The following is an 18,357-nucleotide window of genomic DNA, read 5'->3' as shown; positions in this document are numbered from 1 at the left end:
GACCGGTGATCACATTCAGGGGCAGCGGGTCCCTCCCCCGCTGACACCGGCGGTGAAAATCATAACATCTGGCTTGGGTCGAAATTGACGACGACTTCTTTCCAAGCTTCATATTTTTCAGGCGGAAGTTGGGTGAAGGGTGAAGCCTTCATCACTGCGCGCCGGGCGCCGCTGGCAAGGATCTGCCGGGCGGTATCCGAACCGCCCGTCGCAGTGACCTGCGGCTCGCCGATGATCGCGCCATTCTGGTCCAGGCTCATCTGGATCCGAATCCGCACGCCATCCGCGCCATCAAGACCGGCGAGAATTGACCAGTTCCGCTGGATCTGGCCGCGCAGCGCGTCGAGTTCGCTCTGCGACAGCTCAGTCCCTGTCGTTGTCTTCTGGCCGCCAAGCGCGGCCGGGGTCTCGGACCGCTTCGCGCCGCCGCCTTGGGCGGCATCACGGTTAAGCAGCGCCGCGATCTGATCGACATCGAAATTCTCGGTATTGTCCGTCGCCGTTTCTGTCTTGTCGGTCTTCGGCTTTTCCGTCGGCTTCGGTGTTGGCTTTTCAGCCTGATCCGGGGTTTTCACGGGCTCGGTTTTCGGCGGCTCGGTCTTCGGCTTGGCCTCTGCAGCCTTTGTCTCCGGCCGCTTCTGCGGCAGCGGCGCCTGATCCGGGAAGGCCAGATCGTCTGGCGTCTGCTCGGCTGGCGCGGGCGCCGGTTCCGGTGTCTCGACCGCCTGGGGCGTCGGCTCCGGCTTGGGCTGGGGCTGAGGTTCAGGGGCAGGCTTCGGCGCCGGTGCTGGCTCGGGCTTTGGCGCAGGTTCCGGCTCCGGTGTCGGGGCTGGCGCCGGTGCGGGCTCAGGCTCAGGCTTAGGCGTCGGCTGCGGCTCGGGTGCCGGTGCTTCGGAAGGCTTTGGTGGCGCCGCAGCCTTCTGTTCATGCGTTGCGGCCTTGGCGTTTTTCTGGGTGTTCAGATCGACCGTGTTATCACCGACATTCTGCGCATCCTGGACAGGATCCGGCCGTTTGGTCGGCACGGGTGCGGCAATATCGGCGAGATCAGCCTTGTCGTCACCCTGCTGGATCTGGGTAATCTCCTGAACGGGGATAAGCTCCACCGGCAGGGCATTGACGTCTGCCACTTCGAATGCGTCGGGAGAGCCGAGCGCGAGCACGGCCATCCCGATCACAAGACAGTGCAATACAAACGAAATGGCGACACTGCGCTTCATGGCGACGCTCAGCTGTCCTTTTCCTGCAGCGTGACGAGGCCGATATTCTTGAAACCGGCAGCCGAGATCCGCGCCATCACCTTCATGACGGTACCATAATCGGCATTGGCGTCGCCGCGCACATAGATACGCTCATTGTAACCCGTCTTGGAGATGGCCTCGAGCTTGGCCACCACTTCATCAATCGGGATTTCGGTTTCCTGAAGATAGACCTTGCCATCGGAATTGACCGATACGGTGATCGGCTGCGTATCCGAATTCATCGCCTGAGCCTGGGTTTCCGGCAGGTCGATCGGCACACCGACCGTCATCATCGGTGCAGCGACCATGAAAATGATCAGCAAAACGAGCATGACGTCGACGAGCGGCGTCACATTGATCTCGCTCATCGGCCGCTTGCGACCGCGACGGCGGCCGCGGCGACCGCCGCCTGCCCCACCTGCTCCTACGGACATTGCCATAGTTAAAGCCTTTCTATCGCTTGGTCGTCACTCAGCGGCCTGGCGCGGCTGCAGCTTTTCGTCGATCTGGCGGGAGAGGATCGCGGCAAACTCATCAGCGAAACCTTCCATCCGCGCCGTCAGCTTGCCGGCATCACTTGAGAATTTGTTATAGGCAATGACCGCCGGAATAGCGGCGACAAGGCCGATCGCGGTGGCCAGCAATGCCTCGGCGATACCCGGTGCGACAACGGCGAGATTGGTCGACTTCGACCCGGCGATCGCCTGAAACGACGTCATGATGCCGACAACCGTGCCGAACAGGCCGATGAATGGCGCCGCCGATCCGACACTGGCGAGAAAGCCAAGCCGCGCTTCAAGCGTTTCGCTTTCGCGCTGAATGGACACGTCCATCGCCTTTTCGACACGCATCTGAAGACCGACCGGCGCCCGTGCGCCGCGCTCAAAGGATTTCTTCCATTCGCGCATGGCCGAAACAAAGATAGCAGCCATGCCGCTGGTCTTGCGTTCGGCCAGGCTGCCGTAGAGCTTTTCCAGCGAATTTCCTGACCAGAATGCATCTTCAAACTGGTTATAGGCGCGTTTTTCCTTGTTATAGGCGATGAATTTCTCGATCACGATCGCCCATGTCCAGATCGACGCTGCGATCAGTCCCAGCATCACGATCTTGACGATCAGCCCCGCCTGCCAGAAGAGCGCCAAAAGGCCGATATTCGCCGTCGTCGCGTCCAACCCAAGCTGTTCCATTTAAATCCAAGTCCTTGATATGAAGCCCGTTCACCCGGGCGTGGGTACAGTTTAAGGTCGCCTGCAAGTCCGGGCCGGAAACCCGGCATGTACCGGATTGCCCAGTTTCTCAGACCTTCTTTCACCGGAATCGTGGTGAAAGGGAGGCACAAGGCCGGCAAATCCCGTATTCACCATAAAACTACATTATGGTTAAGGGATCATTACTTTGTTGCACCGCCGCGACGTGAATCCGTCCACGGCATTCCGTGATTCTGGCATTTCATGCCCGAGACTCAAGGCAAAAAATCCTTCACATAATACTCATGTTTAATCAAGGCCTGCACCCCGCGCCATGGTCGCGGCAAGGTCATCCGGCAGCCGGCGCGCCCTGCCCTTCGCGTTGACAGCCACAACGGTGACGATCGCCAGAATGAGGGTCACACCATTGGCCCGGATCTCCTGATCGAGCACCATGCGCGCGCCAGTGGTCCTTCTTGTGGTCGTGCGGATCTCGAGAATGTCGTCCATCCGTGCGGGCCATTTGAAGGTGATGTCCATGTGGTGCACGGCAAAGGCCAGCCCCTCTTCATCGATCTCCCTGAGCTTTGCCTGGCCAACGCCGAGGCAACGCAGAAACTCCGTCCGTCCGCGCTCCAGAAATTGCAGGTAACGCGCGTGGTAAACCACACCGGAAAAATCGGTATCCTCATAGTAAACCCGTTGCATGAGGCGATGAAGTCCGTTCTCGAGACGTCCGCCGAACGCTGCGGAAAGTTCATTATCTGTGATGTCTTCGGTCATGCTCATTCTCATCCTGTCTTCATCGCCGCCGGCTCGAAACCGGCGATGCCAGACAGCATAGGCAATTGCAAGGCAATGAACCACATCCGGCTTTCAGACCATGTCGAAACCTCTCCCCCATCGACGCAATCTGCGGCAGCGTCCCATGCGGGCAAGGCAGGTGCCTCTTTCGACGGCGCCAAAGGTGTCTAGGGTTCCTATCGACGATGATGACATCAACGGAACCGACATTGACGGATCCGCCTTAGGCACCATCCTCGCGACGCACGGCACAGGCCGCGCATTGTCTCCTCTTGCGATAGCCCGTAACAAAATCATTGCATTCGTGTCATACTAATGCAGACCTTAGGCACATCTGTATTTGAATCGGACGGGAGTTAATCCATGAAAATTGCGGTTATGGGCGGCGACGGCTTCATCGGCTGGCCGACATCGCTTCATCTGTCGGATGCCGGCCACGAAATCCACATCATCGACAATCTGTCGCGGCGCTGGATCGATACCGAGCTCGGCGTGCAGTCGCTGACGCCGATGGATTCGATCCAGGAGCGCACCCGCATCTGGCATGCCGAGACCGGACGGCGCATTCACTTCCATCTGATCGACCTTGCCGAAGACTATGAGATCCTGAAGCAGTGGCTTGCAGACGAACGTCCCGACGCGATCATTCATTTCGCCGAGCAGCGCGCCGCGCCCTATTCGATGAAGACCGACCGCCACAAGAATTACACGGTCAACAACAACGTCAACGCCACCCACAATCTGCTCAATGCACTGGTCGAAATCGGGCTTGATGCCCACCTCATCCATCTCGGCACGATGGGCGTCTACGGCTATTCGACCGTCGGTGCGGCGATCCCGGAGGGTTATCTGCCGGTGCAGTTCGAGGCCGTCAACGGCGACACCGTTGGCCAGGAAATCCTCTACCCTTCCAATCCCGGCTCGATCTACCACATGACCAAGTGCCTCGATCAGCTGCTGTTTGCCTTCTACGCCAAGAATGATGGCATGCGGATCACCGATCTGCATCAGGGCATCGTCTGGGGCACGCATACGGAACAGACCAAGCGCCATCCGCAGCTGATCAACCGCTTCGACTATGACGGCGATTATGGCACGGTTCTGAACCGCTTCCTGATCCAGGCCGCGATCGGCTATCCGCTGACAGTGCATGGCGTGGGCGGCCAGACGCGCGCCTTCATCCATATTCAGGATTCGGTCCGCTGCATCGAGCTGGCGCTCAAGAACCCGCCGGCCCGCAATTCCCGCGTCGAGATCTTCAACCAGATGACCGAAACCCACCGCGTGCGCGATCTGGCCAAGATGATCTCGGAGATGACCGGTGTCGAAATCGCCTGGCTGCCCAATCCGCGCAAGGAAGCGGCTGAAAACGATCTGATCGTCAAGAATGACAAGTTCATCGGCCTTGGCCTCAACCCGATCACACTGAAGGAAGGGCTTCTGGGTGAGATCGTTGATATCGCCAAGAAATTCGCCTACCGCGTTGATCGCAAGCGTGTTCCGGCCGTCTCGGCATGGACCAAGGACATTGCCAAGACGATCAATCGCGATCCCGAAGGCAAGTCGCTGAAATCCGTTTCCTGACACCATGATCAAAGCCGATAGTGAAAATGGCATCCGCCGCAGCGCGGATGCCGGATATGCCTTTGCCTATGTCACGCTGGTCACCAACAGCGATTATGCCATGGGCGCACTGGCGCTTGCCCGCTCGCTGCAGCTCTCGGGAACGCCTGCTGATATCGTGGTGCTCTATACCGGCGGCACGCCGGACGCGGCACTGGAGCAGCTGGAAATCATCGGTTGCCGGATGATCGCCGTCGATCACCTGCCGCTTTCCGATGGTTTCAACGAGCGCCACGCGCGCAAGAAGGTCCATGACAACGCCCCCTTCACCAAGGGGCGCAAACCGGACTTCCACACGCCGCTCGACAATTTCTGCAAGCTGCGGCTCTGGCAGCTCACCGAATATCACGCCTGCGTCTTCATTGATGCCGATGCGCTGGTGCTGAAGAATATCGACAAGCTGTTCTTCTACCCGGAATTCTCGGCCGCACCGAATGTCTATGAAACGGTCGCCGATTTCCACCGGCTGAATTCCGGTGTCTTCGTCGCCCGGCCGGATCTTGAGACCTTCAACCTCATGCTGGAGGTCCTTGATGCGCCGGATGCCTTCTGGCGGCGCACCGATCAGACCTTCCTGCAGGAATTCTTTCCCGACTGGCACGGCCTGCCTGTGTTCATGAACATGCTGCAATATGTCTGGTTCAACCTGCCGGCGCTGTGGCGCTGGGACGAAATCGGCGTGCTGCATTATCAGTATGAGAAGCCCTGGGAAGACGACCATCCCCGTGCCGAACAGCTCAAGCCGCTGATTGATCTGTGGTGGGCCTATTTCGACGGTGAGGACATTCCGGAGATTGCCAGCCTCAAAAACCCTGAAACGCCATGACGCATGTTCTCATTTCCGGCGGCACCGGCCTTGTCGGCCGCTATCTGGTGGACGGTTTTCGCGCCAGCGGTCACGGCGTGAGCGTGGCCGGCCGAACGCCGCCGCCGCCGGAGATGTTCGCAGCCCCGCTCGCCTACCGCCCGCTCATTCTGGATCCCGACCGCGATCCAGATGGCCTCTTCGATGGCGTGGATATCTTCGTTCATGCCGCCTTTCTGCACCAGCCGGGCCGTTATCGCGGCGGCGAAGGCGATGACCCGGCGGGTTTCATCCGCGCCAATCTCGATGGCAGCATCGCCCTGTTCGAAGCTGCCCGCGCCGCGGGTGTTCAGCGCTGCCTGTTTTTGTCAAGCCGCGCCGTCTATGACGGTTTTGCCCCCGGCACAGAACTTGATGACATGCTCGTTCCGGCGCCGACCAGCCTTTACGGTCAGGTCAAATATCAGGCAGAGCAGGCGCTTTCCGCTCTCGCAACACCACAATTCGTCACCGCAAGCCTCCGGGCAACCGGGGTCTATGGTCAGCTCAGCCCGAACAAATGGGACGGACTCTTCGCCAGTTACCTTGCCGGTGAAATGATCGCTTCACGGGCCGCGAGCGAAGTGCATGGCCAGGATCTGGCAAAGGCGGCCCTGCTTCTGGCGTCCGCGCCGCAGCACAAGGTCTCAGGCCTCTCCTTCAACGCCACGGATATCGTCACCGACACCCATGCCATTCTGGCGCCGCTGAAGGCGGCCACCGCCTGCCCGCATCCCCTGCCCGCACGCGCCGCCCATGACACTGTAAGCCTGATGACAACGACCCGGCTCAATGCGCTCGGCTGGCGAACGGGGGGCTACGGCCTGTTTTACGAGACGCTTGCAAAGCTGGTTTCGCGAACTGCAGCCTAAAGCACCGTGCGTCCTTTTGGACACACAGTGCTCTATCTTATTGAATCTACGCATCGGCGGCCATCACCGGTCATGCATCCCCTTGCCCGCCAGAATGGCGGAGCGGCTCCGCTCAATGCGCGAAAGCCGGGTAGCGGCGTTTTTGGCTTGTGCAAAATGCAGGCAATACCCGCGCTGCCGGCCCGGCGTCAGCGCCTCGAAAGCCTGTTCCAGCGCCGGATCGCTGGCCAGTACCGCCAGAAGTTCCGCGGGTCTATGGATTTCGGCTTTCGGGATATCCGCCTTTCGTCCGGATTTCTCGTTGTCAATGGCCGCGGCGATATAGGCCAGCAGCACATTCCTGCGCCTTTCGATTTCGCCGACCGAGACGAAGCGGATCATGCGCATGAAGCGCGAATTTTCACCGGCGGCCACCAGAAGTCCGGCCTCATCATCGAGCAGAACACCATTGAAAAAGGACAGGGTGCAGGCCTCCTTCATGCGCCAGACGGCGGCGATATTGGCCCCCTCCAGCGTGTAGCAGGGCTTGGACCACTTGAAATCTTCAGCCAGCGGCGTTTCGCGCAGAATGGCGCGGAGCGCCAGAGCTTCCTGCATCCAGTGTCCGGGCTCTGCATAAAAGGCCTCGATTCTGGCATTCGTGTCAGACATGAACAGCGCCTCCCCGTCCGTCGGTAACCGATTATCGCGCAAGGATTGCATCCAGACAAGATTGCCCGTTGGCGTCGACGCCAATTCTCCGATGTGAATGCGCAATGACGCCGATAACTTCCTGAAAATCAATGTTGTCAGGAACGCTTCGTGCTAGCGTCTCCCCGACCTGATCATCAGGCCCGGATGGCATTCGCCCACCCGTCAGTTCCTGAAGAACAATCAGCCTGCCTCAAGGCAGCAATGGCTGTAAGCCCGTCGCGCGGTGGAGCGTGTGCCGCCGGGCTGCGCCAGACAAGAACATGAAGAGAAAATGATGCACAAGAACAAGCTCGTCGTCGTCGGTGTTGGACATGTCGGTTCCTATGTCCTCGCCGATGCCATGAAAATTGGTCTGTTTGCCGAGATCGGCGTGATCGACATCTTGAAGGATGTCGCCTTTGGCGAAGCGCTCGATCAGGCTCAGGCCACCGCGCTGACCTATATGACCAATGTCACTGTCACATCCGGCGGCTATGAGCAATGCGCCGACGCCGACGTGATCATCGTTGCGGCGGGCCCGAGCGTGTTTCCGGATCCGAACGATCCCAAGGGCGAACCGGACCGCTCCACCCTGACCAGAACCAATTGCGCCGTCATCCGCGAGGTCATGACCGGCATCACCCAATATACCCGCGATGCCATCGTCATTCTGATCACCAACCCGCTCGACACCATGGTCTATATCGCCGAGAACGAATTCGGCTATCCGAAAGGCCGGGTCTTCGGCACCGGCACAATGCTGGATTCGGCACGTCTGCGCAAACTCATTGCCGAGACCTACCAGATCGACCCGAAATCGGTCACCGGTTTCATGATGGGCGAGCATGGCAGCACGGCCTTCCCGGTGCTGAGCCATGTGAATGTCGCCGGCATCCCCTTTGACAGGCTGAACGATTATCTCGAACCGCATGCAGATATTTCCAACCCAGACGTGGTCAAGGCCAAAATCGTCTCGGCCGCCTATGACGTCCTGAACGGCAAGGGCTGGACCAATGCGGGCGTGGCACAATCCGCGATCACCATGGCGCGGGCCGTGCTTCTGGATGAGCGCAGCATCTATCCGGCGTCAACAACACTTGCCGGCCAGTACGGCCATGATGGCGATGTCGCGTTGAGCATGCCCTGCATGATCGGGCGTGAAGGCATTCTGAAACAGTTGCCCGTCACGCTGAATGCCTGGGAAACCGAGAAGCTCCACGCATCCATCGCCTTCATCCAGTCCGCCATGGGCGATGCCGATACCGGGCCGCACAAGCGCCGCTGAAACGCGAAGAGCCCGGATGCGACACCCGGGCTTCAGACTGCTTACAAAGTCATTCAGCTTGTCTGTTTGGGGTAGAATAGCCATTGCCTCCGTCGTCATCCCCGTGCTTGTCACGGGGATCCATACTCTTAAGGATTTGAATAAGCGGAGTCTTTCGCCGCGCGGACGCGCGTCGGCTGGATGCCTGTGACAAGCACAGGCATGACGTTAGAGAGGGGCTTAGACTTTGTCAGCAAGCTCAGCCCGGGTGCGACACCCGGGCGCTCTTCAGGTCCGAAAACAACCCTCAGGCGCTGGCAAAGGCCAGGCGCTTGTTGGTCAGCTTGGCCAGCTGCTGCAGCCGGCCCTCGACACGCTCACCGATAAAATCGGCGTAACGTTCCGGCACGACCAGCTCCAGATCGAGATCCGGATTCTGGCTCGGGACGAAATCCAGATCGCCGACGATACCGGGCATGGACGCCGAGAAGAGATAGGCGACCCGCAGGAGCCCGCCCAGAAGCTTCGCCCGCTCCAGGAAGATCGGGGTGGTGATCGCAGCGAGACCATCGGTCATGTGATCGTCGCGCAACCCTTCGAAGCGGTAGTAATTGGCCAGCGCGATGAAGACGCGACCGGGATGGGTGATGCCGACGAGCGATGAATGCGCGATCACGTTCAGCGACTGAGATCCGCGAAAATCGGGATGCGCGCGCCAGCTGATATCGGCGAGCAGACAGGCTGCCTCACGGTAACGCGTCTCCTCCGTGGTCTCCTCAATGCCGAAACGGCGCACCATGCGGCCAGTCCATTCGGCAATTTCACTGGCATGACGCGGCGAACGCGCCCTGAGGATCGCCAGTTGCTGCGCCGCGACGATCAGCGGGTCCTGCCGCTTTTCCTCGACATTCAGAAGCGAATAGAGCCAGCCCTCGCGCACGCCCTGCGAGGAGAAACAGACGCTTTTCGGCTGCATGATATTCAGCACTTCGCGCATGGCAATCGCGCCGAAGGGCAACAGCTGACGGCGGTTCTTGGAGATCACCGACCAGGCCGGATCCTTCTGGTCCTCGTCTTCGCCAATCCGGTCGAGAAAAGCGAGAACCGTTTCCGTCGACAGCTCGTAGCCCTGCATCATGGTCAGCGGATAACCGGTCATCTCCATATGCAGGCGGGCAATATTACGCCAGGTCCCGCCAACGGCGTAAAAGATGCGGTCCTTGCCGGTTTCCAGAAATTCGACCTTCTTGACCTGTTTACGCGCAAAAGCGCGCGCCTTGACCAGCGACCCTTCCGAAAGCTCCGAAAGCCTGATGCCGCCGAGTGGCAGCGTGATCCCCTGCCCCGATGCGTTTCCGGAAATATCGATAAGTTCCAGCGAGCCGCCGCCAAGATCGCCGGCAATCCCGTCCGGCTCGAAAAAACCGGAGATAATGCCATAGGCGGAATAAAGTGCTTCCTCCCGGCCTGTGAGGACACGAATTTCCTCGCCCAGGATCGTTTCTGCAGCCGAGATGAAGCCGGGCCCGTTCGAAGCCTCACGGGCAGCAGCCGTGGCCAGCACATACATCTTTACGGCGCCGGCCTGACGGGAAAGCGCGACGAAGCGTTTCAGCGCCTTGAGCGCCCGCTCCACGCCGTCCTCATCCATCTTGCCAGTGACGGCAATGCCGCGGCCCAGCCCGCACAACACCTTTTCATTGAACAGGATTGTCGGTGCACGCGACAGTCCTTCATAAATGACGATACGAACAGAGTTTGATCCGATATCGACCACGGAGACAGGGGAAATGCCCGCAAGCCGTCCCTGTGCTTCAGATTCCACCATTGAGACCCGGCTATTATTGTGGGCCAGACATACGTCCGGCGATCAGCTTTGGCGCACTTGATTTCAGCGCCTCACCACGGCCAGAAAGGCTGGGATTGGTCATGAAATACTCCTGCGCGTTGAACGGCTCCTCGCCCTCACGCGGTTCGATCCGGCGGGAAGTACCATCCGGGAGTATCTCGTAGCTCTGTTGGTTGTCAATCACATTGCCCAGCATGATCTGCGAGAGCACCTGTTCATGCACAGTCGGATTTGTCAAAGGGACGATCACTTCGACACGCCGGTCAAGGTTGCGCGGCATCAGATCTGCCGAGCCGAGATAGACCCGCGCATTTTCTGACGGCAGGCCGTGACCATTGCCGAAACAGTAGATACGGCTGTGCTCCAGGAACCGGCCGACAATCGATTTCACCCGGATATTCTCCGACAGCCCCGGAACTTGCGGCCTGAGGCAGCAGATGCCGCGCACCACCAGGTCGATCTCGACGCCTTCGCCGCTGGCCCGATAAAGCGCATCGATAATCTTCGGATCAACCAGCGAATTCATCTTCATCCAGATCGCGCCGGGCAGACCGTTCTTCACATGCTCGATCTCCTCCTCGATATGCTGGAGGATGCGCGGGCGCAGCGTATAGGGCGAGACGGCGAGGTTCATATTCTCTTCCAGCTCGCCATAGCCGGTGATGAAGTTGAACACTTCTGCGACGTCATGGGCAATCTTCGGATTGCAGGTGAAATAGGACAGGTCCGTATAGATCTTCGCCGTGATCGGGTGGTAATTGCCGGTGCCCAGATGGCAATAGGTCCTCAGATTGCCGTCTTCGCGCCGGACCACCATGGACAGCTTGGCATGGGTTTTCAGTTCAACGAAGCCAAAAACCACCTGCACGCCGGCGCGTTCCAGATCGCGCGCCCAGCGGATATTGGCCTCCTCATCGAAGCGCGCCTTCAGCTCCACCAGCGCCGTCACCGATTTGCCGGCCTCTGCCGCGTCGATCAGCGCACGCACGATCGGGCTGTCATTGGAGGTGCGGTAAAGCGTCTGCTTGATCGCCAGAACATTCGGGTCGCGCGCGGCCTGGATCAGGAACTGCACCACGACGTCGAAGGATTCATAAGGGTGATGGACGACAAAGTCCTTCTCGCGGATGGCGGCGAAACTGTCGCCGACATGCTCGCGCACCCGCTCTGGAAAGCGCGGGTTGAACGGCTTGAACAGAAGATCCAGCCGCGGAACCTTGGTGATTTCCGACAAGGTGTTGAGCGCCAGAAGCCCGGGCAGAACGGCAACGCGGTCTTCGCCGACGCCAAGTTCCTCCACCACGAAACGGCGCAGCGAAGCCGGCATCTCCGAATCCGTCTCGACCCGGATCACCGAGCCGCGACGGCGCTGCTTCAGCGCCGTCTCGAAATAGCGCACCAGATCTTCGGCTTCTTCCTCGATTTCGATATCACTGTCGCGGATGATGCGGAACGTGCCATAGCCCTGCACCTCATAGCCCGGATAGAGCCGGTGAATGAACATGCCGATCAGATCTTCCATGGTGATGAAACGGATGACGCCATCAATATCCGGCAGGCGCACGAAGCGGTTCAGTGCCGGCGGCATGCGCAACAGCGCATTCATCGGATTGCGGCCAACCCGGCTGACCAGTTGCAGGCCCATGGAAAAGCCGAGATTGGGAATAAAGGGAAAGGGATGCGCCGGATCGATCGACAGGGGCGTCAGAACTGGAAAGATCCCCTGTTCGAATTCGCTCGTCAGCGAGATCCGGTCCTCTTCGGAAAGCGCGCCGGGCCGGACGATCTGGATGCCTTCATTGGTCAGATATTGCTGCAGCACAGCAAGGGCGGCCTGCTGCTCCATCTGCAGATTGTCGACCTCGCTCAGAATATCGGAAAGCTGTTCGGCCGGCGTCTTGCCATCGGCGGAAATCATCGTCACGCCCTGGCGCACCTGGCCTTCCAGCCCCGCCACACGGACCATGAAGAATTCATCGAGATTGGCGGCTGAGATGGACAGGAAGCGCACCCGCTCCAGAAGCGGATGGGCCGGATTGAGGGTTTCCTCAAGCACACGGCGATTGAACTGCAGCCAGGAAAATTCGCGATTGACGAAGCGCTGCGGGCTTGTGCGCAGATCCTCACCACCAGCTGTGAAACCATCGCCGGACATCATCGAAGCCGTGTTTTCCATAAGCTAAAGTCAACCTCTCCAAATATTCAACTTTTGCAACCGACTATCCGAACTTGGCGACGGAACGATGACAGACCGCCATGTCCGCGTAAGAAGCAGCGCCTGAACACCGATGGCGGGCACGGCGCTCAGCCCTGCCTGCGGTCACCATCAAGCGCAAGCGTCTCCATCACCTCCGCCACCAGAGATCGCGTGATCCGTCTGCCCTTGGCCAGAGCATAGCGATCGATCGCCTCGACGATCAGCCGCGCCGCCTCCAGCGAGCGCTCCATACGGGCGATAATATAGGCAACGACCCGGTCATCGACCTCGATCTGGCGATCGGCAAACAGCTTGAAGACAACCTGCCACAGCAGCACATCATCCGGCGCGCCGATCTCCACGATCGTGGCGCCGGCGAGACGGGAGCGGAGATCCGGCAGTTTCACCTTCCAGGATGACGGCATGCCGCGCGCCGTCAAAAGCAGATGGCTCTGATGCTGGCGAACCGTGTTGATGAGATGGAAAAGCGCTGTTTCATCAATGCCGATCCGATCTGCATCCTCAACCAGAAAGGCCTTTGCCGGGGTCAGCACCCGACCGGAGACAACAGCAGCACCGGCATCGGTCGCCCCGCTCAAAAGACGCCAGATATTCGCGATATGCGACTTTCCGGAGCCCGGCGGGCCGACAAGCACGACAACCGGTCCCGGCCAGTCCGGCCAGTGATCGATGATCTCAACCGCCGGTGCCAGCGACGGCGAGACCAGCAGATCATCGCGGCCCGACATTTCGTGCGCGCCAAGATCAAGCGGCAATTGCTGACTGCGCTTTTCCATTTCAGGGTTTGCCCTCTGCCTTTCCCTCCTGGCCATCGGCCAGTTGCGTCGCGGCAGATCTCTGTTCGTTATCGCCCCAGTAAAGATCGCTTTCCAGATAACGGTCAATGGCAAAGCGCACCAGAACACCGACAGCCGCCGAAACAGGAACGGCAACGAGAAGTCCGACAAAGCCAAACAAGACGCCAAAGGCGAACAGAGCGAACATCAGCCAGACCGGATGCAGGCGTACGCTTGATCCGACCAGCTTCGGCTGCAGGACATTGCCTTCCAGAAACTGGCCGAACAGATAGATGCCGAGCACGATGGCGACCCGGCCATAATCCGGCCAGAACTGCACCAGCGCCACCCCCATCGACAGGACAAAGCCCGAGGACGAGCCGAGATAGGGAATGAAGCTGACAAAGCCGGCGAAAAGACCGATCAGAGCACCGAAATTAAGCCCGGCAAGCGACAGCGCTCCGGCATAATAGACACCGAGAATGATGCAGAGCGAACCCTGCCCGCGGACAAAGCCGGATATGACCTTGTTGATCTCGGTTGTCAGGTAACGAACATCCTTGACATAGGCGCGCGGGGTCCAGCGGTCGAGCTTGGCGATCATCCGGTCCCAGTCCAGCAAGAGGTAAAAGGCGATAACCGGCGTCAGCACGACGAAGGAAACCACGTTGATCACCGCCATCGACGAACTCCAGATACCGCCGAAAAGCGTACCCGCGAAGGAAACGCCGCTCGACAGCACCTTGCCGATATTCTGGCTCAGTTCCGAGAGCTGGCTGTTGCCCCAGTCAACGAGGTTGTGAAGCCGCGATGTCTGCACGAAATGCTCGATCTGGGCGAGATATTGCGGCAGCTTCTGTGCGACCTCCGCCGCCTGGCTGACAAGCAGTGGAATGACCACCAGCAGGACTGCGATGAACAGCACGATGAACAGCAGCATGATCAGGCTGGTTGCCGTCGCCCTGCCAAGTCCCAGCCGCTCCAGCCGGTCGGCCAGCGGATCCAGGAAATAGGCCAGCGCCATGCCAGCAACGAAAGGCAGCAAGATGCTGCGAAACACGAACAGGAAAATTGCCACACCGACGACAAATAGCAGCCAGAAATAAAGCTGTCTTTTCAGGCCTGCGCCTGTCATGCGTTCCGACATGGATAACTCCCCGATCAACCTTTCTGGCTTATACCGGCAAACCCGCCACCTTCCAACAGTCCTTATCAGCGCCGGGCAAAGGAATAAGGTAAGAGAAAGGCGAGGCTGTGGACAGTGTGCACAAACCCGCGCATCGCCCTGCGGCCTAGGGCCCTGCGCATCGGTGACCTCGCAGCGCAGCTGTTGACAAAGACGGGACGGCGATAACACGTTCCCATCACGACGGCATGTCAGCAGATCCGGAGCAGGCATAGTGGTCGAAAAAGCAGACACGGCAACAGCAATCCTGCTGGCCGTTTTTCACCTCAGCGGGGCACTGACGGAGAAGGGCATCAGCCTTTGCCCGCCGCCTGGCCCGACCAGCCGGCGCTGAAACGATTGCCGAAGACGGGCTTCACCTCACGCTGACAACGTTGAAAAGGCCGGACCAGAAACTTCAGACGACGCTGCTGCCGGGACGATAGAGCAGCGATTTTGCGAAAAATCCGCCGACTTTGGCTGCCGGGGCCGCAAAAGCGCCGTTCAAACTGTCAATATCGCCCTGCGAAGGCGGTCGCACTCTTGCAACACCTTGCGCGCCATGCAATGCCCACTTCTGATATTTTCATGAGGGATACGCCCATGACCGAGACGAGACAGAACGGACTGACCTATCGCGACGCCGGTGTCGATATCGATGCCGGAAGCCTGATGGTCGAAAAGATCAAGCCAGCCGTGAAATCGACCCGCCGCCCCGGATCAGACAGTGAGATCGGCGGCTTCGGCGGCCTGTTCGACCTCAAGGCCGCCGGCTTTTCCGATCCGGTTCTCGTTGCCGCCAATGACGGCGTCGGCACCAAGCTCAAGATCGCGATCGAAGCCGGCAAGCATGATACCGTCGGCATAGATCTCGTCGCCATGTGCGTCAACGATCTGGTGGTACAGGGTGCCGAACCACTGTTCTTCCTCGATTATTTCGCCACCGGTGCTCTTGATCCCGATCAGGGCGCGGCCATTGTCGAAGGCATTGCCGAGGGCTGCCGTCAGGCCGGCTGCGCGCTCATTGGTGGTGAAACGGCCGAAATGCCAGGCATGTATTCCAAGGGCGACTATGACCTTGCCGGCTTTGCCGTGGGCGCCGCCGAACGCGGTACCCTGCTGCCGTCAGAAGACCTCGCCGTCGGCGATGTGATCTTTGGCCTTGCCTCTTCCGGGGTCCATTCCAACGGCTTCTCGCTGGTGCGCCGCATTGCCGAACTGGCCAATATCGGCTGGCTCGCGCCCGCCCCCTTTGCACCGGGCAAGACCTTTGGTGAAGCGCTGCTGGAACCGACAAAGATCTATGTGAAGCCGCTGCTGGCGGCCATCCGCCAGACCGGCGGCATCAAGGCACTTGCCCATATCACCGGCGGCGGTTTCCCGGAAAATATCCCGCGCGTCCTGCCGGCCCACCTTTCCGCCGAGATTGACCTTGCGGCCATTCCGGTTCCGGCCGTCTTCTCGTGGCTGGCGCGCACCGGCGGTGTTGCACCGGCGGAAATGCTGCGCACCTTCAACTGCGGCGTCGGCATGATCGGTGTCTGCCCGGCAGACAAGCTTGATTCTGTGCTCGAGGTTCTGGCCGGAAGCGGTGAAACCGCCTTCAGGCTTGGCCAGATCGTGCCGCGCACGGACGATATGGCAGGGACCGTCTACAAGGGCATGATCAATCTATGAGCGGGTCGAAAAAACGGGTCGTTGTCTTCATCTCGGGAAGCGGCTCCAATATGGTCAAGCTTGCCGAAGCCTGCCAGGCGCCGGATTTTCCGGCCGAAATCGTCGCCGTCATTGCCGACAAGCCTGATGCGGGCGGCCTTCAGAAAGCTGCAGCGCTTGGCCTTGAGACATTCGTCTTCCCACGCAAGCAGTTTGACAGCAAGGCAGCGCATGAAGCCGCCATGCTGACGGCGCTTGCCGCACTCAATCCAGACATCATCTGCCTTGCCGGCTTCATGCGGATTCTGTCCGGCGATTTCATCCGCGCCCATGAAGGACGGATCATCAATATCCATCCCTCGCTGCTGCCGCTCTTCCCGGGCCTGCACACACATCAGCGTGCGATCGATTCCGGCATGCGGATTGCGGGCTGCAGCGTGCATTTCGTCACCGAAGGCATGGATGAAGGCCCGGTCATCGGCCAGGCCGCCGTGCCGATCATCCCCGGCGACGACGCCGATACGCTCGCCGCCCGTATCCTCACCGTCGAGCACCAGCTCTATCCGGCAGTGCTCAAATGCTTTGCCGAAGGCAAGGTGTGGATGGAGGATGACAAAGCGGTGTTTAGCGGCGACAGCACTGCGGGAACAGGCCAGCAGCTGATCGTCGGATAGTCATCCGAATTTTCATCATGATCCCAGAAGCAGCGTGTTCCGGCAACGCGGCCGCCACCCTTGGCGCGGCATGTCCGTAACCGGCTCCCCGCCCTTTCCAAAGCCTGCTACTTCTGCGAAAGATGTATGGCGATGACAGGTGCGATCGCGGCAATAACCTTCTCGCCCGTCATCGTATTAAGCGGTGGAATGTCGAGAACATAACGGCACAGTGCCATGCCGAAGAGCTGCGACAGGACCAGGCCTGCCCGCTCTTCAGCCAGTGCGGCTGGAAACCGCGTTTCAAACATCCGCACAACCTGCGTCTTGAAAACATCGCGGACCTTCGCCTGCGCGGCGGCATGAGTCATGGCTGAACGAAGCAGAATTGGCAGCCCCATCCCGGCCCCCTCGCCTTCCCAAAGCTGAAGAAAGCGCCCCACCAGAACAACCGCTATCTCCGCCTCTGACGCTGTACCGATATCCGGCAAAGACAGGTTAACAGTCGATGCCATGGCAAAGAGATTTTCCTTATTGCCGAAATAGCGAATGATCATCGCCGGATCGATGTCCGCCTGCGCGGCAACGGCGCGAACCGTTGTGCCTTCATAGCCATTCTCAGCGAAAACCAGCCGCGCAGCCGCCAGAATGGCCGCCCGCGTCCTGTCCGATTTCTTCACCTGTTCTTCTCCCTTTTTTTGCAATTATGCCAACACATGTTGACTTTTTCAACCGTCAGGAGATTATATCAACATCTGTTGACTTTTTTGGAGTATAACGATGCGCACGTCTGAAACACTTGCAAAAAAGGATTTCGCCATCGGGTCGCTGATCGCGATTGTCATGGCCATTGTCTTTGTGGCGATCGGCGGCAGGCCGCTGCTCGCCACCTTTGTACCCGGCCTCATCATCACGTGGTCGGTCTTTGCAATACTATTCATGAAACAGAGCCCGATCCCGGATGGGCGAACGCTCTACCCAATCTATTTCGGCGTTTTTGCCTGGCAATTCGTCCATTTCTTTGAGGAATTCTCGACCGGTTTCTACCAGCAATTTCCCACGCTCTACGGCGCAAGCCCATACAGCACCATGCTGTTTGTCGGGATCAACATGTTTTCCTATTTCGTCTTTGCCCTCGCGTTTATCGGCGCCTTTGCCGGAAACAGGAAATTCCTGCTGATACCGGTTCTTTTCTTCGTCATTTATGGCGCCATGGGCAACGCGATTTCCCATGTCTGGTGGGTCATCTGGGAGCGGGCTTATTTCCCCGGCTTTTTCACCGCGCTTGCTTACTGGCTTCTGGGGCCATGGCTGCTGTCGAAATTCGTCGGCTCATGGAAGCGCGCCTTCATCGTCATGGCCTGTTTCGCAGTCATTCTGATCCCGAGCATAACGCTCTTCATGTCCTGAGCATTTCCGCCTGCAGTCCGCTGAACGGCACGAGATCACCATCAACGAAAAACCCGGCCTCTCGACCGGGTTCAGACTGTTGACAAACCTCACCCCCTTCACTGACGTCATGCCTGTGCTTGT

17 protein-coding genes are annotated in these 18,357 nt (G+C 59.3%); 7 read left to right on the top strand and 10 right to left on the bottom strand.

What is annotated here, in order from left to right; translation table 11 throughout:
• Window positions 1-59 precede the first annotated feature (59 nt).
• From HCK86_RS16235 to ybgC, 4 genes are all read right to left on the bottom strand, one after another.
• A complete protein-coding gene (locus HCK86_RS16235) occupies window positions 60-1,220 on the bottom strand; it encodes a hypothetical protein (protein ID WP_176085524.1) in 1,161 nt (386 codons plus the stop codon).
• A gap of 8 nt (window positions 1,221-1,228) precedes the next feature.
• Complete coding sequence (tolR, locus tag HCK86_RS16230; protein WP_176085523.1) at window positions 1,229-1,681, bottom strand: protein TolR; 453 nt, start codon at window positions 1,679-1,681, stop codon at window positions 1,229-1,231.
• A 27-nt stretch (window positions 1,682-1,708) separates the two neighbouring features.
• Complete coding sequence (tolQ, locus tag HCK86_RS16225; RefSeq protein ID WP_176085522.1) at window positions 1,709-2,428, bottom strand: protein TolQ; 720 nt, start codon at window positions 2,426-2,428, stop codon at window positions 1,709-1,711.
• 309 nt (window positions 2,429-2,737) lie between these two features.
• A complete protein-coding gene (gene ybgC, locus HCK86_RS16220) occupies window positions 2,738-3,136 on the bottom strand; it encodes a tol-pal system-associated acyl-CoA thioesterase (RefSeq protein WP_246739642.1) in 399 nt (132 codons plus the stop codon).
• A 459-nt stretch (window positions 3,137-3,595) separates the two neighbouring features.
• On the opposite strand from ybgC, the gene HCK86_RS16215 reads away from it, so the two are divergent.
• From HCK86_RS16215 to HCK86_RS16205, 3 genes are read left to right on the top strand one after another with little or no spacing between them, the layout of a single operon-like run.
• Window positions 3,596-4,816, top strand: a complete 1,221-nt coding sequence (locus HCK86_RS16215; RefSeq protein WP_176085520.1) for an NAD-dependent epimerase/dehydratase family protein — start codon at window positions 3,596-3,598, stop codon at window positions 4,814-4,816.
• A gap of 4 nt (window positions 4,817-4,820) precedes the next feature.
• Entirely contained in the window at window positions 4,821-5,681 is an 861-nt protein-coding gene (locus tag HCK86_RS16210; RefSeq protein ID WP_176085519.1) for a glycosyltransferase, read from the top strand.
• The gene (locus tag HCK86_RS16205) at window positions 5,678-6,571 is read left to right on the top strand and encodes an NAD(P)-dependent oxidoreductase (RefSeq protein WP_176085518.1); all 894 of its coding nucleotides are present in this window, start codon (window positions 5,678-5,680) and stop codon (window positions 6,569-6,571) included. Before HCK86_RS16210 ends, HCK86_RS16205 begins: the two co-directional genes overlap by 4 nt.
• A gap of 63 nt (window positions 6,572-6,634) precedes the next feature.
• Here the strand turns inward: HCK86_RS16205 and HCK86_RS16200 are convergent, their stop codons facing one another.
• Complete coding sequence (locus HCK86_RS16200) at window positions 6,635-7,222, bottom strand: YdeI/OmpD-associated family protein (RefSeq protein WP_176085517.1); 588 nt, start codon at window positions 7,220-7,222, stop codon at window positions 6,635-6,637.
• A gap of 313 nt (window positions 7,223-7,535) precedes the next feature.
• On the opposite strand from HCK86_RS16200, the gene HCK86_RS16195 reads away from it, so the two are divergent.
• Entirely contained in the window at window positions 7,536-8,528 is a 993-nt protein-coding gene (locus HCK86_RS16195; protein WP_210259932.1) for a hypothetical protein, read from the top strand.
• 286 nt (window positions 8,529-8,814) lie between these two features.
• Here the strand turns inward: HCK86_RS16195 and HCK86_RS16190 are convergent, their stop codons facing one another.
• From HCK86_RS16190 to HCK86_RS16175, 4 genes are all read right to left on the bottom strand, one after another.
• Window positions 8,815-10,335, bottom strand: a complete 1,521-nt coding sequence (locus HCK86_RS16190; protein ID WP_176085516.1) for a Ppx/GppA phosphatase family protein — start codon at window positions 10,333-10,335, stop codon at window positions 8,815-8,817.
• 13 nt (window positions 10,336-10,348) lie between these two features.
• A complete protein-coding gene (locus HCK86_RS16185) occupies window positions 10,349-12,532 on the bottom strand; it encodes an RNA degradosome polyphosphate kinase (protein ID WP_176085515.1) in 2,184 nt (727 codons plus the stop codon).
• A gap of 128 nt (window positions 12,533-12,660) precedes the next feature.
• A complete protein-coding gene (hdaA, locus tag HCK86_RS16180) occupies window positions 12,661-13,350 on the bottom strand; it encodes a DnaA regulatory inactivator HdaA (RefSeq protein WP_176085514.1) in 690 nt (229 codons plus the stop codon).
• 1 nt (window position 13,351) lies between these two features.
• Entirely contained in the window at window positions 13,352-14,497 is a 1,146-nt protein-coding gene (locus HCK86_RS16175; protein ID WP_176085513.1) for an AI-2E family transporter, read from the bottom strand.
• 621 nt (window positions 14,498-15,118) lie between these two features.
• Between HCK86_RS16175 and purM the strand changes: the two genes are divergently transcribed.
• Window positions 15,119-16,192, top strand: a complete 1,074-nt coding sequence (gene purM / locus HCK86_RS16170) for a phosphoribosylformylglycinamidine cyclo-ligase (RefSeq protein ID WP_176085512.1) — start codon at window positions 15,119-15,121, stop codon at window positions 16,190-16,192.
• Entirely contained in the window at window positions 16,189-16,845 is a 657-nt protein-coding gene (purN, locus tag HCK86_RS16165) for a phosphoribosylglycinamide formyltransferase (protein WP_176085511.1), read from the top strand. Before purM ends, purN begins: the two co-directional genes overlap by 4 nt.
• Before the next feature lie 107 nt (window positions 16,846-16,952).
• Here the strand turns inward: purN and HCK86_RS16160 are convergent, their stop codons facing one another.
• Window positions 16,953-17,504, bottom strand: a complete 552-nt coding sequence (locus HCK86_RS16160) for a TetR family transcriptional regulator (protein ID WP_176085510.1) — start codon at window positions 17,502-17,504, stop codon at window positions 16,953-16,955.
• Window positions 17,505-17,604: 100 nt separating this feature from the next.
• On the opposite strand from HCK86_RS16160, the gene HCK86_RS16155 reads away from it, so the two are divergent.
• Complete coding sequence (locus HCK86_RS16155; RefSeq protein WP_176085509.1) at window positions 17,605-18,234, top strand: hypothetical protein; 630 nt, start codon at window positions 17,605-17,607, stop codon at window positions 18,232-18,234.
• The last annotated feature ends 123 nt before the right edge of the window (window positions 18,235-18,357 follow it).

The organism is Martelella sp. HB161492 (genome assembly GCF_013184775.1).
Classification (GTDB): domain Bacteria; phylum Pseudomonadota; class Alphaproteobacteria; order Rhizobiales; family Rhizobiaceae; genus Martelella.
This window is presented reverse-complemented; position numbering and strand designations above follow the sequence as displayed.